This window comes from Atopobium fossor DSM 15642, assembly GCF_000483125.1.
Lineage (GTDB): Bacteria > Actinomycetota > Coriobacteriia > Coriobacteriales > Atopobiaceae > Atopobium > Atopobium fossor.
In genome coordinates, this window is sequence record NZ_AXXR01000003.1 from 185,190 (window position 1) to 210,015 (window position 24,826).

General features: G+C 45.2%; 23 protein-coding genes. 9 read left to right on the forward strand and 14 right to left on the reverse strand.

The window, feature by feature from the left end; genetic code table 11:
• The first annotated feature begins 85 nt into the window (after nt 1-85).
• Complete coding sequence (locus tag G469_RS0100865; protein ID WP_028263438.1) at nt 86-1,423, forward strand: putative manganese-dependent inorganic diphosphatase; 1,338 nt, start codon at nt 86-88, stop codon at nt 1,421-1,423.
• Nucleotides 1,424-1,673: 250 nt separating this feature from the next.
• Here the strand turns inward: G469_RS0100865 and pth2 are convergent, their stop codons facing one another.
• From pth2 to G469_RS0100880, 3 genes are all read right to left on the reverse strand, one after another.
• Complete coding sequence (pth2, locus tag G469_RS0100870) at nt 1,674-2,102, reverse strand: aminoacyl-tRNA hydrolase (protein ID WP_035425210.1); 429 nt, start codon at nt 2,100-2,102, stop codon at nt 1,674-1,676.
• Nucleotides 2,103-2,168: 66 nt separating this feature from the next.
• On the reverse strand, nt 2,169-3,848 hold the full coding sequence (gene ettA, locus G469_RS0100875; RefSeq protein ID WP_028263440.1) for an energy-dependent translational throttle protein EttA: 1,680 nt from the start codon (nt 3,846-3,848) through the stop codon (nt 2,169-2,171).
• 30 nt (nt 3,849-3,878) lie between these two features.
• A complete protein-coding gene (locus G469_RS0100880; RefSeq protein ID WP_028263441.1) occupies nt 3,879-4,766 on the reverse strand; it encodes a LysR family transcriptional regulator in 888 nt (295 codons plus the stop codon).
• Between the two features lie 223 nt (nt 4,767-4,989).
• On the opposite strand from G469_RS0100880, the gene G469_RS07920 reads away from it, so the two are divergent.
• A complete protein-coding gene (locus G469_RS07920) occupies nt 4,990-5,883 on the forward strand; it encodes a DMT family transporter (RefSeq protein ID WP_035425212.1) in 894 nt (297 codons plus the stop codon).
• Here the strand turns inward: G469_RS07920 and G469_RS0100890 are convergent.
• The gene (locus G469_RS0100890) at nt 5,839-6,522 is read right to left on the reverse strand and encodes a GNAT family N-acetyltransferase (protein WP_028263442.1); all 684 of its coding nucleotides are present in this window, start codon (nt 6,520-6,522) and stop codon (nt 5,839-5,841) included. The genes G469_RS07920 and G469_RS0100890 overlap by 45 nt on opposite strands.
• A gap of 116 nt (nt 6,523-6,638) precedes the next feature.
• Between G469_RS0100890 and yfbR the strand changes: the two genes are divergently transcribed.
• On the forward strand, nt 6,639-7,262 hold the full coding sequence (yfbR, locus tag G469_RS0100895; protein ID WP_028263443.1) for a 5'-deoxynucleotidase: 624 nt from the start codon (nt 6,639-6,641) through the stop codon (nt 7,260-7,262).
• A 10-nt stretch (nt 7,263-7,272) separates the two neighbouring features.
• A complete protein-coding gene (gene trmB, locus G469_RS0100900; RefSeq protein ID WP_028263444.1) occupies nt 7,273-8,163 on the forward strand; it encodes a tRNA (guanine(46)-N(7))-methyltransferase TrmB in 891 nt (296 codons plus the stop codon).
• On the opposite strand, the gene G469_RS0100905 is transcribed toward trmB, so the two are convergent.
• Together G469_RS0100905 and G469_RS0100910 are read right to left on the reverse strand one after the other, a co-directional pair.
• Nucleotides 8,117-8,800 carry a hypothetical protein gene (locus G469_RS0100905; protein WP_028263445.1) on the reverse strand — a complete coding sequence of 228 codons (684 nt, stop codon included), beginning with the start codon at nt 8,798-8,800 and terminating at the stop codon, nt 8,117-8,119. The genes trmB and G469_RS0100905 overlap by 47 nt on opposite strands.
• 132 nt (nt 8,801-8,932) lie before the next feature.
• Entirely contained in the window at nt 8,933-10,963 is a 2,031-nt protein-coding gene (locus tag G469_RS0100910; RefSeq protein ID WP_211225389.1) for a heavy metal translocating P-type ATPase, read from the reverse strand.
• Between the two features lie 177 nt (nt 10,964-11,140).
• On the opposite strand from G469_RS0100910, the gene G469_RS0100915 reads away from it, so the two are divergent.
• A complete protein-coding gene (locus G469_RS0100915) occupies nt 11,141-12,976 on the forward strand; it encodes a DUF3825 domain-containing protein (protein WP_169726171.1) in 1,836 nt (611 codons plus the stop codon).
• A 170-nt stretch (nt 12,977-13,146) separates the two neighbouring features.
• On the forward strand, nt 13,147-14,181 hold the full coding sequence (locus G469_RS0100920) for an ATP-binding protein (protein WP_028263448.1): 1,035 nt from the start codon (nt 13,147-13,149) through the stop codon (nt 14,179-14,181).
• A 17-nt stretch (nt 14,182-14,198) separates the two neighbouring features.
• Here G469_RS0100920 and G469_RS0100925 read toward each other — a convergent pair whose 3' ends face one another.
• The 3 genes from G469_RS0100925 to G469_RS09235 all read right to left on the reverse strand — a co-directional run bounded on the left by G469_RS0100925 (nt 14,199) and on the right by G469_RS09235 (nt 16,273).
• A complete protein-coding gene (locus tag G469_RS0100925) occupies nt 14,199-15,167 on the reverse strand; it encodes an undecaprenyl-diphosphate phosphatase (RefSeq protein ID WP_084522254.1) in 969 nt (322 codons plus the stop codon).
• A gap of 95 nt (nt 15,168-15,262) precedes the next feature.
• Nucleotides 15,263-16,060: an ORF6N domain-containing protein gene (locus G469_RS07925; RefSeq protein WP_245579093.1), complete on the reverse strand. Its 798-nt coding sequence runs from the start codon at nt 16,058-16,060 to the stop codon at nt 15,263-15,265.
• A gap of 3 nt (nt 16,061-16,063) precedes the next feature.
• The gene (locus tag G469_RS09235) at nt 16,064-16,273 is read right to left on the reverse strand and encodes an ORF6N domain-containing protein (RefSeq protein ID WP_245579094.1); all 210 of its coding nucleotides are present in this window, start codon (nt 16,271-16,273) and stop codon (nt 16,064-16,066) included.
• A 301-nt stretch (nt 16,274-16,574) separates the two neighbouring features.
• Between G469_RS09235 and G469_RS0100935 the strand changes: the two genes are divergently transcribed.
• On the forward strand, nt 16,575-17,024 hold the full coding sequence (locus G469_RS0100935) for a universal stress protein (RefSeq protein ID WP_028263450.1): 450 nt from the start codon (nt 16,575-16,577) through the stop codon (nt 17,022-17,024).
• Between the two features lie 39 nt (nt 17,025-17,063).
• On the opposite strand, the gene G469_RS0100940 is transcribed toward G469_RS0100935, so the two are convergent.
• A complete protein-coding gene (locus G469_RS0100940; RefSeq protein ID WP_028263451.1) occupies nt 17,064-18,047 on the reverse strand; it encodes a DMT family transporter in 984 nt (327 codons plus the stop codon).
• 128 nt (nt 18,048-18,175) lie between these two features.
• Between G469_RS0100940 and G469_RS07930 the strand changes: the two genes are divergently transcribed.
• Nucleotides 18,176-21,145, forward strand: a complete 2,970-nt coding sequence (locus tag G469_RS07930; protein ID WP_051353674.1) for an insulinase family protein — start codon at nt 18,176-18,178, stop codon at nt 21,143-21,145.
• Here G469_RS07930 and G469_RS0100950 read toward each other — a convergent pair.
• The 4 genes from G469_RS0100950 to G469_RS08820 are packed head-to-tail and all read right to left on the reverse strand — an operon-like array spanning nt 21,123 to nt 23,810.
• Nucleotides 21,123-21,839 (reverse strand): DUF554 domain-containing protein, encoded by a 717-nt coding sequence (locus G469_RS0100950; RefSeq protein ID WP_028263452.1) that lies wholly within the window; start codon nt 21,837-21,839, stop codon nt 21,123-21,125. The genes G469_RS07930 and G469_RS0100950 overlap by 23 nt on opposite strands.
• Before the next feature lie 12 nt (nt 21,840-21,851).
• Nucleotides 21,852-22,631: a Cof-type HAD-IIB family hydrolase gene (locus tag G469_RS0100955; protein WP_028263453.1), complete on the reverse strand. Its 780-nt coding sequence runs from the start codon at nt 22,629-22,631 to the stop codon at nt 21,852-21,854.
• Nucleotides 22,632-22,642: 11 nt separating this feature from the next.
• On the reverse strand, nt 22,643-22,948 hold the full coding sequence (locus tag G469_RS0100960; RefSeq protein WP_028263454.1) for a peptide-methionine (S)-S-oxide reductase: 306 nt from the start codon (nt 22,946-22,948) through the stop codon (nt 22,643-22,645).
• A gap of 37 nt (nt 22,949-22,985) precedes the next feature.
• Nucleotides 22,986-23,810 (reverse strand): GNAT family N-acetyltransferase, encoded by an 825-nt coding sequence (locus G469_RS08820; RefSeq protein ID WP_028263455.1) that lies wholly within the window; start codon nt 23,808-23,810, stop codon nt 22,986-22,988.
• A 268-nt stretch (nt 23,811-24,078) separates the two neighbouring features.
• Between G469_RS08820 and G469_RS0100970 the strand changes: the two genes are divergently transcribed.
• Nucleotides 24,079-24,801 (forward strand): B3/B4 domain-containing protein, encoded by a 723-nt coding sequence (locus G469_RS0100970; RefSeq protein ID WP_028263456.1) that lies wholly within the window; start codon nt 24,079-24,081, stop codon nt 24,799-24,801.
• The last annotated feature ends 25 nt before the right edge of the window (nt 24,802-24,826 follow it).

Genomic DNA, 24,826 nt, shown 5'->3' on the forward strand with positions numbered 1-24,826 from the left:
ATTTATACAGCATATCGTGGCAAAATCGACGTGTTAAAACTGCGCGCCACCAAACGCGCGTAAGCAAACACGACGAGGAGATCACATGGCCGACGATATTCGCAAGGTCAACGTTTTTGGACACTTGCACCCCGATACCGACAGTATTTGCGCAGCTCTTTCCTACGCGTATCTTAAAAACCAGATTGATAAACCTATTTATGAGGCTCGCCGTTGCGGCGCCCTTAATCGCGAGACCGCATGGGTTCTCAAGCACTTTGGCTTTAACGAGCCCCAGCTTATTACTACCGTTACCCCTCAAATCAAGGATGCACAAATCCAAGCTATTCCCGGTATTGCGGCAGATACCACCTTGGCAGAGGCTTGGACAAGCATGCGCGACAACAATGTAAGTTCTTTGTGCGTTGTTGATAAAAACGGCGAGCTTGAGGGTCTTATCGCCATCCGTGATATTGCGTTTGCCAACCTGGACAGCCTGGAAGAAGACCGTGCCAATGCCATGAGCATGCCGGTTTCCAGCCAGATGCGCCCCGCTGCAGACTTGCTGCACTTCTCGGTAAACACTGCTATTGACGACGCCAAGGAAGTTATTACCGCTTCCAAGCACCGCTTCTTCCCCGTCTTGGACGAGAATGGCAAATATGCTGGCATGGTAAGCTCTCCTGACCTGCTTAATCCCAGCAAAAAGCACGTCATTTTGGTTGACTTTAACGAGCGTAGCCAGGCCGTTGACGGTCTTGAGCAGGCAGAACTTATGGAGATTGTTGATCACCACCGCTTGGGCTCCATTGAAACCGACGGCCCCATCCGCATGCGTCTTGAGCCTGTAGGTTGTACCTGCACCATTTTGTACAGTATTTATCAGGAGAAGGGTGTGGAAATTCCCGCCAACATTGCTGGTCTTATGATGAGCGCCATTTTGTCCGACACACTCTGCTTCCGCTCTCCTACCTGTACTGCTCGTGATATTGAGGCGGGTCGTGCTCTAGCTGCCATTTGCGGTGAGGACGTAGACACTTACTCCGATGCCATGTTTGATGCTGGCGCAGACCTAACAGGACGCACCGCAGAGGATGTTTTTGGTGGCGACTTCAAGGTGTTCTCGCGCGGTAAGGTTCGTTTTGGCGTTGGTCAGGCAAGCTTTATGACCGAGAATAGCCGCAAGGCTGCAGAGGCTTTGGTTGGTCCCTACCTTAAGGAAGGTGCTGCTACCAACGATATTCCTCTAGTCTTCTATATGTTCACTGATGTTAAGTCTCAAACTTCTGAGCTGCTCTACTGGGGCGAAAATGCCGAGACTGTTATTGAGCATGCCTTTGGTGTAAAACCTGTTGATGGTATGGCTGTTTTGGAGGGCGTAGTAAGCCGTAAAAAGCAAGTCACGCCACCTCTGATGTCCACGCTTACTGATATGCTGGATTAAGATTAACGCATACAATCTCAACGATAAGGGGCTGATGCCAGAATGTTTCCGGCATCAGCCCTGATTTTTAAATCCTCGCAAGGTTTTCAAGATTTTCAAGATTTTTAATCTCCAACAGTGTCTTTAGCTTTCCAACACTATTTTTAGCTTCCATTGCGTCATGTCATTATTAATATTAATAATGACATGACGCAATGCGAAATAGTTATTACTCCACCTAGAGACACTACCTATAGCTCCTACTTCATGCCTAAAATAAGGGTAAATCCCCCGTTAGGGGGTCTACTTGCTCGGGCAGCAGCGGTTCCAGCGCCAAACAAGTAAACGTTGCTTCACCATGAAACTCTGTAAGCCCTGCATCACGTACCAGCGCACACACAAAACCTTGCTCTTTAGCACGCGCTGCTAAATCCAGCAGTTCTTCTTCGGAATCCACATACACACAGATTTTGGCAACACCAGCCTCAAACCAGCCAGACAACGGCGTTGGCTCTTGGCTGCCCTCTTCTAGATACACCCAGTTATCATGGGCAACACGCACCTGATCCAAGCGCTTCTCGCGAGCAAGCGCCATAAGGATAGCTTCTACACAGGCATGACTAGCCTGAGCCGCAATTTTTCCCTTGCGCATGTGAAGATCACGGCGCATGACAATCATTTGTTTAGACTTGTAAGCCATGGGCAGAATTCTTTTCTCAATCGGTGATGCTCATTAAATTAATACTGGTCAAATATTCAACTTTTCTTAGTCGCGCGTAAGTTTACGATGCAGGCGGTGAGGGCGCGCAGCCTCTGCACCCAAACGAGCCACGCGGTCCTTTTGATAATCTGCAAAGTTACCCTCAAACCAATGCCACGTAGCGGGCGCATCATCTGTACCTTCCCAAGCAAGGATATGTGTACAAATGCGGTCCATAAACCAGCGATCATGGCTTGTAATGACCACACAACCTGGGAACTCAAGCAATGCCTCTTCTAGGCTTTCCAAGGTCTCGGTATCCAGGTCGTTGGTAGGCTCGTCCAAGAGCAGCAGATTGCCACCCTGCTTAAGTGTAAGCGCCAAATTCAGGCGATTGCGCTCACCACCAGAAAGCACACCAGAGCGTTTTTGCTGATCGGTACCCTTAAACCCAAAGGCACTTACATAAGCACGACTAGGAATTTCTGTTTCGCCCACACGAATGACATCGTTACCATCAGATACTACTTCCCATACCGTTTTTTGAGCATCCAAGCCAACGCGACCCTGATCAACATAAGAAAGCTCCACGGTTTCACCCACTGTAAGTGAGCCAGATGTTGGCTGTTCAGAACCCGTAATCATCTTGAAGAGTGTAGACTTACCCACACCGTTGGGACCAATAACACCAACAATGCCATTACGCGGAAGGCTAAAACTCAAGTCTTCAATAAGCACACGGTCACCAAAAGCCTTATGCAAGTGCTCAACTTCCAAAACCTTGGTACCCAAACGTGGGCCAACAGGAATGTGGATATCCGTAAAGTCTACCTTGGTGGCACGACGTGCCTCTGCTTCCATCTGCTCATATGCAGCTAAACGCGCTTTACTCTTTGCCTGGCGAGCTTTCTGAGAAGAGCGAACCCATGCAAGCTCGGACTTCATCTTGCGAGCGCGCTTCTCGTTTTGACGAGACTCCATTTCTAAGCGGTGAGCCTTGGTCTCCAGATATGTAGAGTAATTACCCTCGTAGGGGTACAGCGTGCCGCGATCAACCTCACAAATCCACTGAGCCACGTTATCCAAAAAGTAGCGGTCGTGCGTTACGGCTAAAACAGCGCCAGAATAGTTTTTAAGGAACTGCTCCAGCCACAAAACGGACTCTGCATCCAAGTGGTTGGTAGGTTCATCCAAAAGCAATAAGTCAGGCGCTTCAAGTAACAGTTTGCACAGTGCCACACGACGACGTTCTCCGCCAGACAAATGAGCTACATTCTCATCCGCATCGGGGCACTGCAACGCATCCATAGCTTGGGACAGTTGACTGTCCAAATCCCAACCATTGGCTGCATCAATCTCATCTTGCAGCTTGCCCATTTCTGTCATAAGCGCATCAAAATCTGCATCGGGATCGGCCATAAGATTGCCAATCTCATTAAAGCGATCAATCTTTGCCAACAGGTCCGCAAAAGCAAGCTCAATATTTTCTTTAACGGTTTTGCTATCATCCAGAGGAGGTTCTTGCTGCAAAAGTCCAACGGTATAACCCGCAGCAAGACGAGCTTCTCCATTAGAAACGTCTTCCATGCCAGCCATAATCTTGAGTAGGGTAGACTTACCCATACCATTAGGACCCACTACACCAATTTTGGCTCCTGGGTAAAAACCCATGGTCACATCATCCAAAATGGTTTTGCCGTCGTAGGCCTTACGAACCTTATACATCTGATAAATAAACTCTGCCATAGTGCACTCCTCATATATGTGAGCTTTGTTTTATTGACGTTTTACCTGGGGCGCACGACTCAAATAGTCGCAAAAACGCAGGGCTGCCACACTTAGATTATCCTGGCCACGGTGAACCAAGCCTATTGTACGGTAGGCGCGGTCCGCCAGAGGGCGAATTGCCAGGCGGTATGGATTTCTCTTTAGAATAAGCGCAGGTAAGATAGATAGACCCAAACCAGATTCCACCATGGACATAATAGTGTAATCATCCCAGGTAGAAAGTGCGGCACGCAGTTCAATGCCGGCTTTCGAGAAAATCGGCGTAATCTCATCTACGCCTTTTCGTTCCAACAGCAAAAACGGCTCGCGCGTAAGATCTGCAATGTTAACAGTGGACTTATTTGCAAGACGATGCTTCTCGGGCAAAACCGCCATAAGCTCATCGGTACCCAGAGGTTCAAACATAAGCGATGGCTTTTGAGGTTCATACGCTAAAAAACCAATATCTACGCGACCTTCATCCACCCAGGCTTCAATTTCCGAATAGTCGCCCATCAACAACTCATAATCTATGCCGGGATAGTCATCGCGAAAACGCTTAATACTGCGCGGCAGCCAGTGACTAGCTACACTCGAAAACGTACCAATACGAATACTGCCTGTAAGCATTCCTGTAATGTTATCTACCTCTGCTTGCAATAGACGCTGCTCGGCACAGATTTGCTCAATGCGAGGCAAAATCCGCTGGCCATCTGGGGTAAGACGCGCGCCATGCTTACCACGTTCCAGCAAGCGAATACCCCACTCTTGCTCTAAATCATTTACCATGCGGCTCACGCCCGACTGAGAGTATGCCAGTCTGCGCGCAGCACGTGTAAAACTACCCTGACGCGCAGTTTCTATGAACGCCTGATATTTAGTAATGTTTTGCTCCATGGCGTGAGGCTCCTTAGCACAACGTCAGCACAATTACATACGCATTGCTTTTTTGATTGCACACGCTTATCAATGCTATTTTGTCATACAATCCATGCGAAGTATTCGCTTTTCTTGAACGTAAGAAGATACGACACTTAAAGTCCGTTGTTTTCTTGTTTGGCCTCTTGTCCAACTGCTGCTCATGCTCTTTGTGATGGCAACGAAAATACAAGGACTGCTTGTGAACAAGTCACTTACCAAATACCTGCTTTCTTTACTGCTATTTGGTTCTAATGGCATTATTGCCAGCGGCATTGCCTTACACAGTAGTGAGATCGTTTTGTTTCGCACGTTTTTTGGCGCTGCTAGCTTGCTCATTTTATTATTTGCGTCAAACCGTCACGCACTAGCCGGAGTTGCTCGCAAAGAAATAGCTATGCTCGCCATTTCTGGAGCTGCGTTAGGTATTAGTTGGCTCTTTTTGTTTGAAGCGTACACACTGGTAGGCGTAGGAATTGCGTCTTTAGCCTATTACTGCGGACCCGTCATAGTTATGGTGCTTTCTCCCCTGCTGTTTGGCGAGAAACTCACGTCAGCTCGTGTAATTGGTTTTTGTGCCGTGCTGGCAGGAGCTGTTCTGGTGGTATACACCAACGTAAGCTGCTTACTTAACCCTCTTGGCCTTATGTTGGGACTAGGTTCTGCCTGCATGTATGCCGTTATGATTATCTTTTCTCGCAGAGCACCCTCCATTACCGGACTTGCCAACTCCGCAATCCAAATGAGCGCAAGCTTTGTAGTAGTTGGCATATATAGCTTGGCTCAAATCATTGGTGGCATGCACTTTGAGCTGCCTCATGATTCGTCATCCATTGTTGGTATTGTTATTTTAGGCCTGCTAAACACTGGGCTTGGCTGCTACTGGTACTTCTCATCCATTGCAAAATTACCCGTACAACAGGTTGCAGTATTGGGATATATAGAGCCGTTATCTGCCGTAGTGCTTTCCGTACTTTTGCTGGGGGAAACCATGACGCCAGCCAAGGCCTTGGGTGCGCTACTTATTGTAGGAGGAGCTGCCGCAAGTGAGCTATTGCACAAGCCAGCTCAAGCTACCACGCACATTGGCGAATGAGTGTGGTGTGGACATATCATCTTGGTGACTACCGAGCGTTTTTTGCATCCATACCGTGTTATACCAACGATTAAATTTGTATCCACATTTTTCAAACGTGCCAATAATGCGATACCCGCGCGAGGCATGAAAGTGTACCGATGCTACTGGAACACGCGGATCCAAGGCATCATCGCTGGTAGTTATACAAGCATATACATTGAGAATGCCCATGCGACCAAGCGCATCTTCCAAGGTATCGTACAAAAGCGTGCCCACCTTTTGATGGCGTGCTTCTGGAGCCACGTAAATAGTAAGTTCCGCGCACCAACTGTATGCTGCATAGCCATAGTAGGGATGTGCGTAGGCATAGCCAAGGATTTGTGTGGCAGGAGTGGTGGTGTTACCAGAAATGGAAGCGCTGCTAAAAGCAAAAGCGTCATGAGGATTGGTTACAGTGACAGCCTCGATGGGTTTCTCGGCAACTAAAAACGGAAAATCAGAGCCAAAGCTAGAGATTCGACGCGCATATTCCTCAGTTGTCGGAACCTCATACTCAAAGGTAATCGCTGTATTTTGCACGTAAGGAGCATAGATGTTTAGTAAAGCTGCTGCATCATTGGGTGTAGCCACCCTCATACGGATATCATGCAAATTCATATCCTTCTCCCCTTGTGCCTACGTCACTCCTGCAGACAGTATATGCTTATAGCACTGCGCCATATCCCCTATGCGCAGCTTGTAACACGTCCGATACGAACGCGCAGGAGAACCTCATGGCGCAAACTCATAACCAGCAACAATCTCCCTTTTTAGCTATTTTATCTCGCATGAAGTACATTAATCGCTGGGCTCTTATGCGCAACTCACGCGAGGAAAATTTGTCCGAGCACTCACTTGATGTGGCCCTGATTGCTCACATGCTGGTCACCCTTGCTAACGTACGTCATAGCCGTACCCTTAATGCGGATCGTGCGGCAATGATCGCACTGCTGCATGACTCATCAGAGATTATCACGGGCGATATGCCCACGCCCGTTAAATATGCCAACGGACACATCCAGGATGCCTACAAGGATATAGAGGTGCTTGCAGAAGAATCTTTGATCAAGACTCTTCCGGAGGACTTACGTGGTGTATATGCAGATTTGTATCACACGGATTGCCCGTCTGAGGATGAGCAGTATATACGCCGTTTAGTTAAAGCTGCCGATAAGATCTCTGCGCTTATTAAATGCATTGACGAAGCACAGGCAGGCAATGCCGAGTTTGCTACTGCACAAAAAACCTGTCAGGCCACCGTTGACGTAATGGCCGCCCAGCTACCAGAAGTCGCTGACTTTGTGGCAGAATTTTTGCCTTCATATGGATCGACTCTCGACGAACTCTTAAGCCTGTAAGGATAGTTGCATGCATGCGCTTCACGCTCGCCTACCCAAAAACTTTATTCTTGAAGAGCGCCTTGAGCGCTTTGCTAACTTCATCGAACCCGCACCTTGGACACTTAAAGGCCGCTGGGCCGAAGCATGCTATCCTTCACTAGGCATTGTGAATGATTTTGAGGATGTTCTCAATAACACGGACAAATGCTCAAAAGAACACTCCGTCAAAAAACCAGCGCGCTTTGATGCTGTTCATTTGGATTTAGGGTGCGGTAAGGGTGTATTTACCTGTGATATTGCAGTCATGCACCCCAACATCCTCTTCATTGGCATGGACTCAGAACCCATTTGTATTGCATATGCTGCGCAACATGCCAGTAAGGCCAAGCTAGACAACGTCATTTTTGTCCCTGGTGATGCCGCAAAGCTTTCTCGGTATTTCTCTGCTAACGAAATTAGCTGTATACACCTTAACTTTCCCACACCATTCCCGCGCAAAAAAGAATGCACCAAGCGCCTCACACATGCCCACATGCTTAATTCCTATCGAGAAATTCTTGCACCCGATGGCCTGGTGCGATTAAAGACCGACAGCATTCCGCTGTATCGCTTTAGTCTCACCCAAATTGAGTCTGCGGGCTATAAACTACGCTGGAAGAGTGACAACGTTAGGGAAATGCTGCCAAATGACCCAGCGACAGGCTATGAGCTGCGTCTTACCGCTCAAGGCGCCACGGTACATGGCTATGAAATTACACCTGGTCCACGCCCTCAATCCATTGAGCTTGATATGTCTATGAGCTTGATTGATTACCTACCCGAGGATTTATCTGAACTCGACTACATCCCTCATGGCATGCAGGGCACGGTTACTAATCTGCGTAACAAGCGGCTTCGCTCCAAGAACAAACAAATTTGATTGGGCGCTTAAATTTTGCTTTTTCAATTTCCTCACAATATTTATAGGTACGACCTACAGAAATTGATGTTGAGAGAGGCTTCAGTAGTATAGCGTCTCTTAATTTTTTTAATTTTTGCCCACGTTTTGTGCTCAACTTATAGGTAAACTCCTTGTACACCTCAACCTGATTTGGTGCACCCCTAACACTTATAAGAAATCTATCCATAACACTTGGGGTAGATTCTGTTGAGTAGTAATACCATCCAGCAGGTATGATGTCAAAAAGAGTAGGAGGCATGAAAGGTATACGCATGCCGCTCTCTTGGGGGCAAAAAACTTCACCGGGACTAATAATAGTAAACCATTGAAACTTACAGGTAATATACAGGCGATCCCGAATAACCCCATCTTTATCTTTTCCTATAAAACGATAACGGGTATCACCGTTTTGATCTCTGTCAACATACACCAGACTAAACGAATCGGAAAAACGAAAAGAGTTACGCGCTTCCTCAAGCGCAAGTTCCTCGCTAGGACCTTGTGCATATAAAAACGCTACGTAGACGCGCTCTATAACAAAACAACTAAGAAGTACTATTACTAAAGCTGCCATACCTATAAACAACTTTTTGAATATAGAACGTATGGAACTCATACATTTCCTTTTTCAGCAACTTACATACGTGTAAGAAAATAATATAGTTATTATTTTCTGGATAGCCGTATTTTAGAAGATAAGACTCGGCAAGTGGTTATATTTTTTAACCAAGCGTTAAAACTGTACGACTCACTTGACCTGCAACGTCCTTGATGCATTAAGCACGCATAGCACCATAACACCTACGTCGCCAAACACCGCCAGCCAAATGGGAGCTAAGCCCAGTGTAGCTAGGTTAAGAATCAGCAGCTTAATAGCAATAGCAAACACAATATTCTGCCGAGCAATACGTACGGTACGACGAGATAATTCAATAGCCTGTGCAATGCTACTTAAACTATCATCCATAAGCACTACATCAGCCGCTTCGATTGCAGCATCAGATCCCATGGCACCCATAGCAATACCTACATCTGCACGTGCTAACACCGGCGCATCGTTTATGCCATCACCTACAAACACAAGGGTTTTCTCGTCCGACGTAGTAGTAAGAAGCTCTTCTACCTGCACCACTTTTTGGTCAGGCAGCAAGTTGGCATGATAATCATCCAAACCAAGTTCTTTTGCTACAGTAGCAGCCACATCTGCACGGTCACCAGAAAGCATAATGGTTTTACGAACGCCCAACTTGCGAAGAGCCGCCAGATCATGTGCAGCATGAGGCTTTACCTCGTCAGAAATAACAAGATGTCCGGCATACGTGCCATCAATTGCCACGTGAATGGTTGTGCCGCCAAGACTGCACTCATGCCAGTGAGCTCCCACTTCATCCATAAGTTTGTTATTACCAACCGCTACAGTCTGGTTGTTAACCTGGGCAATAATGCCTTCGCCCGCACGCTCTTGGATATTGGAAATAACGCAATCGTCCTTCTCGTTAGGATACGCTTCGCGCAAAGCTGCTGCTATAGGATGCGTAGAGTGACGTTCTACATGGGCTGCAAGGTGCAAAAGTTCATCGGGATTGATATTCTCGGGATGAACAACGCGCACCTTAAATACACCGCGTGTGAGAGTGCCCGTTTTATCAAACACAATGGTATCTGCCTGAGCCAGAGCCTCAAGATAATTTGACCCCTTAATAAGCACGCCTTTTTTGGATGCAGCGCCAATACCACCAAAGAAGGATAGCGGCACAGAAACAACCAGCGCACATGGGCATGACACAATAAGAAACGTAAGAGCGCGTAGCAGCCAAGTAGCAAAATTGGCACTAAAATTGCCCGACAACAGAGGCGGCACAAAAGCAACTACGAATGCAGCACCTACAACTATAGGCGTGTACACACGCGCAAAACGTGTGATAAAGCGTTCAGAAGTAGACTTACCCCTAGAAGCACTTTCTACCAAATCAAGGATCCGAGATGCAGTAGATTCATCAAATTCCTTGGTTACCCGGATATGCAATACACCACTCAGGTTTACACAACCAGACAGCACGCTGTCTCCAGCAACAATACCACGAGGAACAGACTCTCCTGTTAGTGCAACGGTATCTAAACTGGATGTACCATCTACCACAACGCCATCCAATGCTACACGCTCGCCAGGACGAACTATCAGCGTATCACCAGGGTGAACCCGTGCAGGATGAACCTCGTGGATTTCTCCATCTACTAACAAGTTTGCTACATCGGGACGAATATCTACTAACGCAGAGACCGCATTACGACTTTTTCCTTGCGCAGCATCCTCAAATGCCTCCCCTACCTGGAAAAATAACATAACAAATACTGCTTCTGCAAACTCTGGAGAACCACCTGGAATAAAACCGATGAGCAGTGCACCAATAGTTGCAATGGCCATAAGCAAAGATTCGTTAAAAGGCTTACGCTCAATAAGGGACTCGCCTGCCTCGTGCAATACATCATAGCCGGCTACCAAATACGCAGGTAAATAAGCTAATAGCTGTAGGGGTAGGGGCATCTCCACAAGCTTGGTAAGTATAACGGCAACTGCCAATAAAATTGCAGACGCAAGGATACGAGGTATCTTGTTTTCTTCTTCGCCGTGCGAGTGGTCATGACCACAGCCACAGCAACACTCATGAGCATGATTGTGGTCATGATCATGCATGCAATCATGATCATGATTATGTTCGCAGCAGGACTGAGTACCTTCATCGTGGTTATGATGACCAGCATGGCAAGAGCAAGACATCTTTATCCCCGTTCTTCTCTATATATGAGTAACTGCTCATATACTCATGAATAATACTATTCCCAGAGAGTCTTTTCGTCAAGCATGCGGCATTGCAATAATTATGAAAAGTGGGCAGAGCAAGCAGCAAGGTACTTTATGCTTGAGAGGAACACATTTTTACGAAAGGTCATCAGTATGACTATGATTCCTATAAATAATGCCCTTTACCTGTATAAGCTCCTTAAACAAGAGTTGGGGTATGGGAGACAGATTCCTCTTTCAGACGTGGAAGCTGTGCTTTTGGCAGATGATATTACTCCTGCAGATCTTGATTGCACGGATATTGGCGCTCTCATGGAAGCACTTCCCGAGTTTGTAAAACTTACCGTATTTAAAAAAGGCCGTATCTTTGCCACCATCATGCCTCACGCAGATTTTGATCAAGCTCTTGAGAAAATCGATGAACCCACAACTGCAGATAAAGCTGCCACAAAAGGCAAACCCTGGAAGCGCAAGCGTAGTTCAAAGCTGCTTCGTCCACAAAAGCCTCAACACAAGGAAGCACCTGCTCCTATACGTACGGAATCAAAATCTGAGACAGAGCAAGAGCCTGAACCAATACCAGTACAAGATTCTGAGCCTGAATTTGAAATAGCGCCCAAAGTCATTGACGAGCCCACAAGCAAAAGCACGTCTGAAGTGGCACCCATAAGAGAAGCCGAAGCATTAGACGAGGCAGTATCAGAAACAGAACCAGAAACCAAGCCAGAGCCTGACTACTCATGGCACGACTACCCCATCCCCATGCCTGAAGCAATTCCTACGCCAAATATTTCTCTTAATATTACATATGCGCCTCAAACACCGCTTGAGGAACCCTCCGTTCCTGCGCAGACTTTTGCAGCCCCCTCACAGGTAGAAGCCTACATCCCCGTGGTTTTACAATCCACTTTGCCACAGGATTTTATTAATGAAGTACTTTGCCCCAACAATCTTCTTAAGAAAATCTACGAACTTGCACCCATCAACACTAATGCCCTTGAACTTTTACGAAGCAGCTGGAACACCGCGCGCACTACTGGTTCACTTTTTGGAACTCGTAGCAGCATCTCCTTTGCACTCATTAACTGCAATCAGACCACAGCTACCATCCAAAGAAGCAAAATGCCTGGCCATGTAAAACCTTGGGAAGTTGTAAGCGTTGTTCAGTCCAATCAGCCAATACTGGGTAAAACTCCACAGACTTATTGTGCTTCTGATGAGCTGCTTATAACACGTGTCACAGCTCGTCCTCAAACAAGTGCACTTAATGAGCTGGCAACATTTGCCCTCATGGGCAGCTGGGAAAACATAGCAGCAACACTCAAGGATTTTGCTCCTACCACAACATTTTTACCTACCGAACTTTGCTCATATATAAGCGCTGTATTCTATCGGGCAAAGCAAAGTGGTACACTCATCCAAGCCTCTACTGGTGATTTTATCGCTTGCAATACAGGCTTGCTTACCCCATTTAACCAGGTAATCTACCTATGCTTTACTCCATCTGCAAAAAAATCGTCCGCAAAAATAACTCCTTGGCAATTCGCAGGCTTTGCCACTACCCAAACTCCTGGTTTGGGTGAAAAGCTCACCAACCTTCCACAGCTACCCCCAGCCCCCAATTTTGAACTGCATGCTAATGTGCTTAGTATTACTCCAGAAGCTACGCTGCAGCTTCCCACTAAACAAATTGCAGATATGCTGCCCGACTCCATACTAAACACGCTACCCAAGCAAGACTTCATTGATGCTTGCAATAAGTCCCTCATTACCGCCCAGTACAACTACCGAACAGCAACTCCGGTTTACAGCACACAGCTCAATCAAACACTTGTAGCACTTCCTGTTGATGCCACAGGCCTAGAAAATTATGCCCTTATTCTTAAGCCTAGCGAGAATACCTATGAGCTTGCCAATGTAGTTTCTCGCATTGTTGCACGTGGAGCCGCACAAGTCATAAGCCTTGAGCTTCCTAGCTGGTTAGTCTAAGGAATTGCAGTTTAACAATCCGTGTCTCCTTCGTGGAATACAGTAAAAGGTGTCTACCATGTCAACTCGACAGATAACACTTTGCTTGACAAACAGTAAAAAACAGTAAAGGATATATAAGACAGTAAAGAACAGTAAAGAATCTGTAAAACAGTAAAAGAGGCATTGGCATGTCGGCTAATCCATACACCCTTTCCTTTGGAAAAGAGCCTACGCAACTTATTTCTCGTCTTTTTTCTCAACACGAAATCTTAGATAACTTCGCTCAAAAAGAACCGCAACAACAGGTATATGTAATAACAGGGGTTCGTGGTGTTGGAAAGACTGTCTTTCTTACTGAAGTCACTACACGCATCTCAGAGCAAGGCAGATGGATAACAGTCGAACTTAATCCTAATAGAAATCTCCTTGAATCGTTAGTAGCCAAGCTATCCAGCGAAAATACTCTGGCGCAGATTTTCCAAAAGGCAAAAATTAACCTATCGTTCTTTGGTTTTGGACTTGAAGTTTCGGGAGTCACTCCCATTACGGATGTAGAAGTCGCTCTTGAACAAATGCTAAAGAGCATTAAGAAACATGGAAAGCATCTACTTATAACCATAGATGAAGCCTCAAATACCAAAGAAATGCGTGAGTTTGTAAGTGCGTTTCAAATCCTTATCCGTAAAGAATTACCAGTATATTTGTTGGTAACAGGTCTTTATGAAAACATCCGTGAGCTACAGAATACGAAGAATCTTACGTTTTTGTATCGTGCACCACGCATTGATTTGGGGCCCTTGAATCAAGGTGCCATCATTGCAAACTATAAGAAGACATTTGGATTGCAGGATGATCAAGCTCGTCAAATGGCTAAGCTTACTTCTGGTTACTCTTTTGCATTTCAAGTGCTAGGGTATCTCACATGGCAAGCTCATGGAGATTATCAGTCTATTTTAGATACCTATAAGCAGTATCTCGAAGAGTACGTATACGAGAAAATTTGGTCTGAGCTTTCTGAGAAAGACCGCTTTGTCGTGCGAGGAATTGCAGATGCTGAAGGTGGCAAAGTTGCGGAAGTTCGTAAAAAGCTGCATATGGAAAGCAATGAATTTAATCCCTATAGACAGCGCTTAATACGCAAAGGTGTTATCAACGGAGATAAGCGCGGATACGTTTACTTCACGCTACCCTTCTTTGGAGAGTTTGCAAAAACTGCACTTTAACAAATATTTACGTAGACTTACACCAAAGCAAAGTATGCAACCACTGCAAGACCCAGCACAATGCGATACATACCAAAGGGCTGGAAATCATGGCGCTTTACAAAGCTCATCAAAAAGCGAACCGTTAGCAAGGAAAGTACAAACGCTACTAAACAGCCCACTCCTAAAATCATAAGCTCATGGTTAGTAAATGCATTTCCCTTAAGGAAAAACTTAACCAAACGCAACAAGCTCGCACCAAACATAACAGGGATGGCCAAAAAGAACGTAAATTCGGCAGCAACTGCACGAGAACATCCCAACAATAGACCACCAATAATGGTAGAGCCAGAACGAGAAGTACCTGGAATCATAGACAGAACCTGAAATGCACCAATACCTAAAGCCACCGGCCAGGTCATCTCAAACACATCGGTAATTTTGGCATCACTATCGGCAAGCTCAGATACGCTCAATGTACTTATGTCAGGAGCTGCCATATGCTTAGGGGCAGTAAGACCGGCCTCCACACCAGCAAGTGCTGCCACAACAGCATTTTTACCTTGGTCAAGCAGTGATTTTGCACGCGCTTCTCGGCGTTTCTCGATAACAAGAAAAGCTATGCCATATACGATTAGAGCAGCTGCAATGACAAAAGGACTGCCCAGATGGTCCTCCATCCAATTATCGAGAGGGATGCCAATAACAGCAGCTGGAATGCACGCAACAATAATTTTTGCCCAAAGCTTCCAGGTATTGCTGCGCTCGGCAGTATTCTTGGTGCAAGACAGTGGATTGAGTTTGCTAAAGAACAAAATTACAACAGCAAGGATGGCCCCCAGTTGAATGACCACTAAAAACATATCCCAAAAATCCTTGCTCACATCCAGCTTTACAAACTGGTCTAGCAACAACATATGGCCCGTAGAAGAAACAGGTAGCCATTCGGTAATGCCCTCCACAATGCCAAACAAAATGGATTTAAGGATTTCTATAAGCAGATCCACGAACTTCTCTCCTTGCCGGGGTACGATTTTGCGTCACACTGCCACACAATGACATATGCAAATGCACATGTTTTTACATAACACATTTTTATGTATCAATAAATTTTTAAGTCTTTATTGTTTAGCATTCCACTAAACATCATATGGTACATATCCTTAGATGATTCTTCTATTTTGGTAATGCTCGATATTTTATTTCCTGCATCCTTTGATGATGCCCCACAAAGATAAAAGGCTTCATTTTCCGTTCCATAGTCTATTGCAACATATCTATCGTGGTATTTTTTACCGGCTATCTTTAGCTTCAGGTCTATATTAGGATAATCTTTTCTAAAATCATCTAAGATATTTTTTGTGAGCATATCTTTATTTTTTACATTATCACTAAAGACTATGATTTGGGTTTTACCTCTTGCAGCTCTTAAAAGTTCTAATGTTTTAAGCCCTATATAGTTGTCTATCACATAAATACTTTTCTTTGCTGACTTATATATTTTTGTATAGGCAATATCTGCTTCTATCTTATCTCCGTTCATCAAAAGAAAGTGCTTGTATGTTTCCGGATCTATAAAATTATCCATTACCTTTTTCAAATCTTCTTTTGTGGCTAAGGTGTATATCTTTCTATCTAGCCTTGCTATATCTTTTGTATTTTGATTTGTTTGAATAGCTATTTGAGCTAATTCCTTCGCCCCTATAAAATCTTGGTTTTCAATGACAAAGTCTTTCATCTGCTTAAACATTCGTATTAAAGCCTTGCTCTGTTTAACTGCAAGCTCTCCCCTTAATACAGTCATAAGCATATAAATACCCTGCTCTGTAAAAGCAAAAGGCAAATACCTTCTTCCACCGGAGCCGGCTTCAGGTTTTGAGGTTAAAAATTTTGACCTCAAAAATTACCATTCATCTTTTGTAAGTTGAAATCTAAAATCATCATCAAATTTTTCTATGTTATTTTTGACTTGCTGATTAAAAGCTCTTGTCTCATATCCATAAATTTCAGCAAGTTCAAAATCAAGCATAACTTTTTGATTTCGTATATAGTGAATCTTATCCTTAATCGTATCTTCATTGATTACTATGATTTCTTTATCTTGCTCTGCCATAAAACATACCTTCCGATATATTCTTTTAAATATTCGTTCTAGTATCTTTTAGTTATCAAACAGTTTTCTTATAAGTAATCTAAAATCTTAATGTAATGCCTTAACAGCATTTTAAGTTTTCACGGCTACTATAACGGTATTTTAAAAATCTATCTTGATTTTTATACGACCCTTGAACTATATCTACTCACCTTATTTTGTTTATGCTGTATTAAAAGTACTGAAGGTAGAATTGAACATATCAAAAGCACAACAAGGGTACGATAAATATGACAACAGCTTCGTGGATGAAGGAGGCATTATGGCGCATTACAAAAACCTAGGCTATAAAAAGATCTTTGTTGCATTGGATGGCACTGAGGAACAGGATGCTGTGCTCAATCGCGCTATTGCCGTAGCAAAAAACAACCACGCCAAGCTGTATGTTGGACACGTTATGGATTCTACTGCGCTTGAAACTGCAGGTACTTATCCTGTGGATCTCATCCCTAAGCTGGAAGCCCTCTTCCGCAAGTCTATAGAAAAGACCATTGAAACTATTCAGAATGACCCCGAAATAGACGGCGTTGAGGTTGTTGTAAAGTATGGACGTGTGCGCGAGACACTTAAAGAAGAGCTGCTTGATCAGATTGAGCCTGACCTGGTAATTTGTGGCGCCCGTGGTTTGTCTCCCATTAAGTATGCGTTGCTGGGTTCTATTTCTACCTTCTTGCTGCGTGCTACACCCTGTGACATTTTGGTGGTTAAGTAACTCTTTGCGTGCTACACCAAATACAACCAAATATATAAGCTATGCCGTTAGATACACCATCACAATAATCATGGCAAAGGCAATGAGGTCAGTTACCGAGAAGGCCGTACCCATAAGCAACACCGAAGAAATCATGGCTACTAAAGGCTCGGATGTTGTAAGCATGCTTGCACGAACTGCGCCAACCTCACGCAAGCCCTGCAAGAACAGTGCATAGGCACCGTACGTGCCAACAACAATAGCAAATATAATCAAAATCCAGCCAACCGCATCTATGTTTGGTAGGTAATTCCAAGGCTGTACATACAGTGCAAGCATCAAGCCAGAGATGAGCATGGCATAGCCATTAACCACAAAACTACCCCACTTATTAAGAAGGTCGTTGGGCAGGATTGCTAATGCTGCAGCAGAAAGTGCGCACATACCACCCCAAGCCAATCCTAAGGCTGGAATAGCAAGCTCAGAAGGATTACCACCCGTAGCCAATAAATACGTGCCACCAATTGCCAACACAATACCAATCAACTCACGACGGCGTGGCTGACGACGATTATGTACACATACGTAAAACAGCACCATAACCACACTGAGTGTTTGTAATACTGTGGCTGTTGCTGAGTTGGTATAACTAATGGTCATAACGTAAGAAATGTTAGACATCAAAATAGATGCAACAGAAATCCACGTTAAATTAAGCATGTCACGCTTATTTTTGAGAATACCAGTAAGACCACTACGGTTAACAACGTATGCCGTGGCCAAGAACAACACGCTAGCACCCAGCTCGCGTATGCACACTAACCACAGTTCTGGGATGTTATACACCTCAAGCAAAATCTTTACAAAGGTACCGTTAATGCCCCAGCAAGCACCACCTGCAAGCGAAATAAGTACACCGCGCAATAGACGTGACTGCGCAGTTTTATTTGAGTCCAAAACTACCTCTGCACCATCAACGGTCTTCTCGGCAGGTTCCTTAACAGCTTGAGCTTTTGTACAATCTTGTGGCAGCTTATTGGTCACACTATCACCAGTCCAGTGAAACGATTTTAAATACCCAAAAGAGGGTACCATCTAGCCAGACAAAAAATAAGCGTCAACGTGCCCAAACCCGCACGTGGCACATCTTTGCCACGTATTGAAAGGAACACATGGATACCACAACGCCTAACTTCGCCACACAGCTTCCCGAGCTTGCAAACGGCACCACCATTGCAAACTTTACTATCGAGCGCTTTGAGCAGATTGAAGAAATAGCAGGTGGTGCCTATATTATGCGTCATAATCCCACAGGCGCTCGCACCATGTGGCTTGCATGTGCAGACAATAATAAGGCGTTTAGCATTGCCTTTAAGACCCCTCCTGCAAATGACACGGGCGTTTTTCACATCTTGGAGCACTCGGTGCTTTGTGGCTCGGACAAGTTTCCGGTAAAAGAGCCATTTACCAACCTACTTAAGACCTCCATGCAAACCTTCCTTAACGCCATGACCTTCCCCGATAAGACCATGTATCCCGTTGCATCTACCAATGAGCAAGACCTGCTCAATCTTATGGATGTATACATTGATGCAGTACTACATCCTGCTATCTACCACCGTCCTCGTATTTTGGAGCAGGAAGGTTGGCACTATGAATTAGCAGAAGACGGAAAAACACTTACGTACAACGGTGTTGTTTTTAACGAGATGAAGGGCGCTCTATCTGACCCCGAAGAAATCATGATGGGCGAGATGAGCCGTCAGCTTTTCCCTGATACACCATATCGTTTTGAATCTGGTGGCAATCCTCGTGCCATCCCTCAGTTGTCCTACAAAGAGTTTATAGATACACATGCCCGCCACTACACGCTACCCAACAGCTATACGGTGCTTTACGGTAACTTAGACATCCAGCACGTACTGAGCTTTTTGGATGAGCGTTATAGTGCAGCTCCTATACGTAATGCTGGGGCACCAAATGCTCTTCCCATGCAGCAGCCTCTTATAGCAGCTCCCGCACAAATAACCATGGCTACCACACCAGACAATGCAAGTATTACCTTGGGCTTTGTTATTGGTAAAGCACATGACCGCACACGCGTACTTGGCGCAGATATCCTTATGGATGCACTTATGGGCTCCAACGAGGCTCCTCTCAAGCGCACAATTCTGGACGCTCACTTGGGTGATGACGTGGTTAGTTACCTTATGGACAGCGTTGCTCAGCCCTTTATTCTTATCGAACTTAAAGGCGCCAAGCCAAATGTAGCAGACCGCTTCCGAGAGCTCGTATTTAGCACTTGTCGCGATCTTGTTAAAAATGGAATTGCTAGACAGCTCATTGATGCAGCATTGGCTCAAGCAGAGTTTAATCTGCGCGAGAGTGAGTGGGGATACACTCCTGATGGAGTAGCTCTAGCCATGCAATCCCTTAACAGCTGGCTCTATAATGACGATGACCCCACCAGTTATCTACATTATGAAAACTCCCTTTTGTTCTTGCATGATGCACTTACCACCTCATGGTACGAAGATCTCTTAGATGAAGTTATTTGCTCTTCTGTTCACTTTGCCCAAGTGGAGCTCATACCTACCGATAAGGGCGATGCAGATGCCGAGATTAAAGAATTGGCAGACTATGCGGGCACATTGAGCAACGAACAACTTACAGCCATCTCCCATGAGACAGATGCTCTACGTGCAGAACAAGATGCTCCCGATAGTCCCGAAGCTCTTGCAACACTGCCCATGCTTGGTATAGGTGACATTGGCCCTGCTGTCCCCAACCCCGGCATGCACCTCGTAAAAAGGTATCCTGCACCCAGCTACGTGCACGAAATACCCACCAAACACATCAACTACATTTACAACTATTTTGATTTGCAAAACATTACCTGGGATGACTTGCCCTACGTAACCATTCTCACAGATCTACTAGGTAAGCTGAACACAGCCACGCATAATGCAGCTGAGCTGGATACCTTGGTGGAAACCAACCTAGGCCACCTCTCATTTTTTGTAGAGACCAATAGTAATTTTAACGATGCCAACGACGTTCACCCAAAACTTGTAGTAGGCATTGCAACACTCAGCGAAAACCTTTCTTACGCTGCACAAATTCCTATAGAGATTTGGTCTTCCACTCAGTTTGATGATAGGTCACGTATCCTTAACGCTCTCCAGCAACATCGCATTGGTATGGAACAATCTTTCATTGGTGCTGGTCACCTTTGCGCTAGCAACCGTCTGATGTCCTATTTCCGCAAAGCCGCGCTTACCACTGATAAACTCAATGGTATTGACTTCTATCAATTCCTCTGTGAGCTTATCGATCACTTTGATGAACGTGCAGACGAACTTATTTCCACTCTTAAACGCATTTCTCGCGATATATTTTCTGCCAGCAATATGGAGCTTAGCTTTACCGGCTCCGACGAAGAACTTGCACAGTGGTGGGCAGCAGCAGACAATCTGGTACTCACGTCCACAAATAACAATACATGCAAGCTGCAAATCCCCGAGCCAAGCATCAAAAATGAAGCATTTATCGTTCCTGGTAATGTAGTATTTGTTGCCGAAAGCAAGGACGGACAGGCAGATAACTGCACCTCTGACGGTGTTTGGAACGTTGCTAGTAGAGCTATCTCACTTGATTATTTGTGGAACGAGGTTCGCGTACGCGGTGGTGCATACGGCTGCGGCTTTAATGTTACCGCTACAGGCATTGTACGCTTTTTCTCCTACCGCGATCCTAGCGTGGATGCCACCATCCAACGCTTTGAAAATACGGGTGAATGGCTTAAAAATTGGAATCCCACAAAAGACGAGTTTACTGGCTATGTAGTAAGCACGGTTTCCAACTTTGATGCCCCCATTAAACCCCGAGCTCTTGCACGCAGACAAGACATCACACGCTTGAATGGCCAAGATCCTCAGTTACGCCTGCTGCATCGTAATGAAGCACTTCACGCTACAGTCGAGAAGGTCCGCGAACGCGCAGCCGGCCTTGAAAACCTCAAGGCCGAGCGTGGTATCTGTGTCTTTGGCAGCAAAGCTCTCATTGATGCTTCTCAGCTTGACCTGACCATCATTCCTCTTATGGGTGGCGATTTGGCCGCTACATCAGTCCACAGAGCATAAGCAGTGGCACCAGCACAATGGGCAAGAAGCAAGCCGGAAGGAAATTAGCCACCTTAATATCTGTGATTTTTGCCAGGTTAAGACCAACAGCAAACAGTAGTAAAGAACCCGTAGCAAGCATTTGTGTAATTACAGCCTGTGTAAGATAGGGCGCAATAAAACTTGCGCCCAAACTTAGCAGCGCCTCGTATGCAAATACCACCAAGCTAGAAAGCATAACACCAGCACCCATAGTGGTAGCCAGTAGCATAGTAATGATCATATCCATTAAAGACTTAGCAAATAAGGTGGAATGATCCAAGGTCAGGCCGCTTTGTAATGAACCAACAATGGCCATCGAACCAATACAAATAACTAGCGTTGCATTAACAAATCCCGCCGACATGTTAGCAAATGCAGGATTACCCGCGGCAAACGCCTGCATACGATCCTGAATACGATCGCCAAAATGATGAATAATACCGTCTAGGTTTATCAAATGACCAATAATGCCACCTAGGGTAATAGCAAGTGTTACCTGCAACACCGAACCACCAGCAGCCATACCCTGCACACCAGCCAATACAACACACAGGCCCATACCCACCATAAGAAAGTTGCCCATGTCTTGTTTGAGTTTTGTACCCACTATCATACCCAGCGCACCGCCCACAAGAGCCGCTATGCCATTAACTAATGCACCTAAGATAACCATACAAACCTTCTGTTATGCATCGATAAGACCAAGTCGAACGCAAGCATTATAGATGCCGTCATGATCCACATCATCGGTAACTATGTTAGCGGCAGCCTTTACTTCGTCAGACGCGTTACCCATAGCTATAGCCGTGCCAACTAACTCAAACATAGACAAATCGTTGCCGCCATCACCAAATGCAATAGCTTCTTCAGGCGCAATACCCACATGCTCTAACGTTTGGGAAACTGCAGCAGCCTTGCCACCCTCTTTGGGAAAAACATCTGCAAACAAATCTGTCCAGCGCGTAATAGTAACACTGGATGTGCAATCTAAAATCTCTTGGTCATATGAAGGATCCTGATAGATATTAAACTGATAAATATCACTTCCCAGTGCCCAAGAGGCATTTCCTGTGGGGAAGCTAACACCCACCAACTTCTCTACTGCACGAACACGATCCGTATATGCAGAGGTATAAAATCTCTCGCGCTCCATAAACAATGTAGAATGTAGGCCTGCCAAGGAACGATCAACAATGGTCTGCACATCTTCTGAACTTACGGTTATATTGCGGTACACACCAGCAGGCGAAAAACACAACTGTCCATTAAGCGTAATAAAAGTCTCAAACGGCTCAAGATCTAAGCCTTCAAACTGATAGGTTGGACGTCCCGTTGCCAAAATTGGCATGATGCCTGCGGCACGCAACTTACGTATCGCTTGACGTGTAGACTCGGGCTCTGTATGGCTTTTAAAAGAAAACAGAGTACCATCTACATCAAAAAACGCAGCTTTAATTTTTGTCATTACCTGCTCACTTACTTGTAATAGTTCTCGTCAAATGTCAATTGGGAAAGCTGCTTAATAACACCTAAAGGCACATGACAGTAGCCATCAGGATTTTTATCCAGATAATCTTGGTGATACTGCTCTGCCTCAAAAAAGTTTTCCAGCTCTTTGGACTCCACTGCAAAATGAGGATGCCGCGCACGCTCATAGGTTGCATCTGAAGCACTTGAACCGTTTGCATAGCCCGTTGCGGTCTCTAAAACACCAGGCAACGCTTTCATGAGGTGCTCAATGCCCCAAAAGCATCCACCCGCTAAATAAATTGTAGAAATCAAAACAATACCTTCCTATGTGCAATGGGTTATACCCCATTTATCGCAACATAGCGTATTGTGCCACCCCTTCAAAGCCAATGCGCTTGTAAATATGCCCAGCCGTGGGATTGTCATAAAACAGCGTTAAAAATTTTTTGCCTGCCGCAAGCTCATCCGCACAGAGCCGAGCCACAACCGCGGTAGCCAAACCATAATTACGCATATCTTTACGAGTACATACGCCAACAATCATAGATGACTGTGAATTATTTGCACTGGTAGACGCCGTGGAAACAAGCTTGCCCTCGTAAAAAGCACCATAGGTTAAGCAACCATGAGCAGCGTCTGCTGCCTTTTGCTGTTTAGCCATTGCCACCGAACGAGCATCACAATATAGCTCGTGGTATTCATCTGTGCTTGCAAGAAGTGCAAACAAATCATCGTAATCCTCTGCTGAAAGCGGACGAATGATCGTACCATCTGGAGCAGGTGCGATTTTCTCGGTATTGATGGCAGTAAGACGTGCAAGATTGGATGACGTTACCGAAAGATCATCAAAATAAGGTGCAATAGCTGCAATGACTTCATACGGCCCATTAATAGAACCATAGAGCATTTCGCTCGTTTCTTCCTTAATAAGCTGCGCCATACCAAGAGCATCAAAGAGCTGGTTTTGGCTATAGCAAACAAAGTTAGCATAGAACTTAAGCACAATGCTATCCCAGCTGCCGTCTTCATTTGTAAGGGCAAAAACACTTACGGGATCACTCATGCCAAATTGCTCGATATCACCCATGATAAAGGTAGTTACCTCGGGATCTTTTGAAATATATTCCAAAACTTTAGCGCGATCGCTCTTGGTACAACGGCGTGGCATGGACATAATTGCTCCTGTATAAACCTCAAATTACGCATATATGCTAATAGTACTATTAGTTTATGCACAAAAAGACCGATTGTGTTTTTAATTCATGTATAGACTTGTTAAATTACACAGCCAAATGATAATTTATCTAAACTAATTCTTAACTTTGAATAGAGAAGGAAGCTTGTATACTGTTTCTGTAACTCTTTAAACGCTATCAATATTTCGCTTAACGCAACAATAGTTGTGATTTTGCAATTCCTATCCCACTTTTAAGGAGCACAACGTGCAACAGTTTATTGCAGACGAATCATTTTGGAAGCTTTTTCCCAATGCCCGGCTGGGTGTTGTCGTAGCAACTGGACTCAAACTCCCCTCCGAAGTTTCAGAAGAAGACAAGAAGGCTATCCACAACCTGCTTATTCACGCAAATCTTGCAGCAGATAAATGGCTGGAAGACCCTCAGCTGTCAAAAAACAAAGTCATAGCTGTTTGGCGTGAAGCCTACCAAAAGTTCAAGACTAAAAAAGGTGCCCGTGTCTCCATTGAGAACCTCCTTAAACGCGCATCAAAGGGTAACCCCGTAGGCGACATTGCTCCGCTGGTAGACATCTACAACGCCTTATCCTTGCGCTATGCTCTGCCTTTTGGTGCCGAAGATGTAGATAGCTTTGTAGGAAACCTGGTGCTTAAGATAACCGATGGTGGAGATGAGTTTGATCCTTTGGGAGAAGGCTCTGATCCCACCTTAGCTGGCGAGCTGGCTTACATAGATAATGCAGGAGCCGTATGTCGTTGCTTTAACTGGCGAGACGGACAGCGCACTGCCATTACCAATACAACCCGCAATGTATTTATCGTTACCGAATGTATAGATCCTGAACGCACAGAGGAAATGGCAGAGGCTCTTGCTACCATGGCCGCGCTTATCGAGAAGCACTTGGGTGGCACAATTCTTACCCAAACTTGTATAAGCTCAGATAATCGTAGCTGCATAATTGCTGAGTAAAAACAGTATCCGTTCTACAATGCCT

Excerpts from the sequence above, each read along its gene's own strand:
- G469_RS0100935 (WP_028263450.1), top strand. The coding sequence starts at position 16,575 with ATGGCGCATTACAAAAACCTAGGCTATAAAAAGATCTTTGTTGCATTG.
- G469_RS09235 (WP_245579094.1), bottom strand. The coding sequence starts at position 16,273 with ATGGCAGAGCAAGATAAAGAAATCATAGTAATCAATGAAGATACGATT.
- G469_RS0100920 (WP_028263448.1), top strand. The coding sequence starts at position 13,147 with ATGTCGGCTAATCCATACACCCTTTCCTTTGGAAAAGAGCCTACGCAA.
- G469_RS0100950 (WP_028263452.1), bottom strand. The coding sequence starts at position 21,839 with ATGGTTATCTTAGGTGCATTAGTTAATGGCATAGCGGCTCTTGTGGGC.
- G469_RS0100865 (WP_028263438.1), top strand. The coding sequence starts at position 86 with ATGGCCGACGATATTCGCAAGGTCAACGTTTTTGGACACTTGCACCCC.
- G469_RS08820 (WP_028263455.1), bottom strand. The coding sequence starts at position 23,810 with ATGTCCATGCCACGCCGTTGTACCAAGAGCGATCGCGCTAAAGTTTTG.
- G469_RS0100955 (WP_028263453.1), bottom strand. The coding sequence starts at position 22,631 with ATGACAAAAATTAAAGCTGCGTTTTTTGATGTAGATGGTACTCTGTTT.
- G469_RS0100915 (WP_169726171.1), top strand. The coding sequence starts at position 11,141 with ATGACTATGATTCCTATAAATAATGCCCTTTACCTGTATAAGCTCCTT.
- pth2 (WP_035425210.1), bottom strand. The coding sequence starts at position 2,102 with ATGGCTTACAAGTCTAAACAAATGATTGTCATGCGCCGTGATCTTCAC.
- G469_RS0100890 (WP_028263442.1), bottom strand. The coding sequence starts at position 6,522 with ATGAATTTGCATGATATCCGTATGAGGGTGGCTACACCCAATGATGCA.
- G469_RS0100910 (WP_211225389.1), bottom strand. The coding sequence starts at position 10,963 with ATGTCTTGCTCTTGCCATGCTGGTCATCATAACCACGATGAAGGTACT.
- trmB (WP_028263444.1), top strand. The coding sequence starts at position 7,273 with ATGCATGCGCTTCACGCTCGCCTACCCAAAAACTTTATTCTTGAAGAG.
- G469_RS07930 (WP_051353674.1), top strand. The coding sequence starts at position 18,176 with ATGGATACCACAACGCCTAACTTCGCCACACAGCTTCCCGAGCTTGCA.
- ettA (WP_028263440.1), bottom strand. The coding sequence starts at position 3,848 with ATGGCAGAGTTTATTTATCAGATGTATAAGGTTCGTAAGGCCTACGAC.
- G469_RS0100905 (WP_028263445.1), bottom strand. The coding sequence starts at position 8,800 with ATGAGTTCCATACGTTCTATATTCAAAAAGTTGTTTATAGGTATGGCA.
- G469_RS0100880 (WP_028263441.1), bottom strand. The coding sequence starts at position 4,766 with ATGGAGCAAAACATTACTAAATATCAGGCGTTCATAGAAACTGCGCGT.
- yfbR (WP_028263443.1), top strand. The coding sequence starts at position 6,639 with ATGGCGCAAACTCATAACCAGCAACAATCTCCCTTTTTAGCTATTTTA.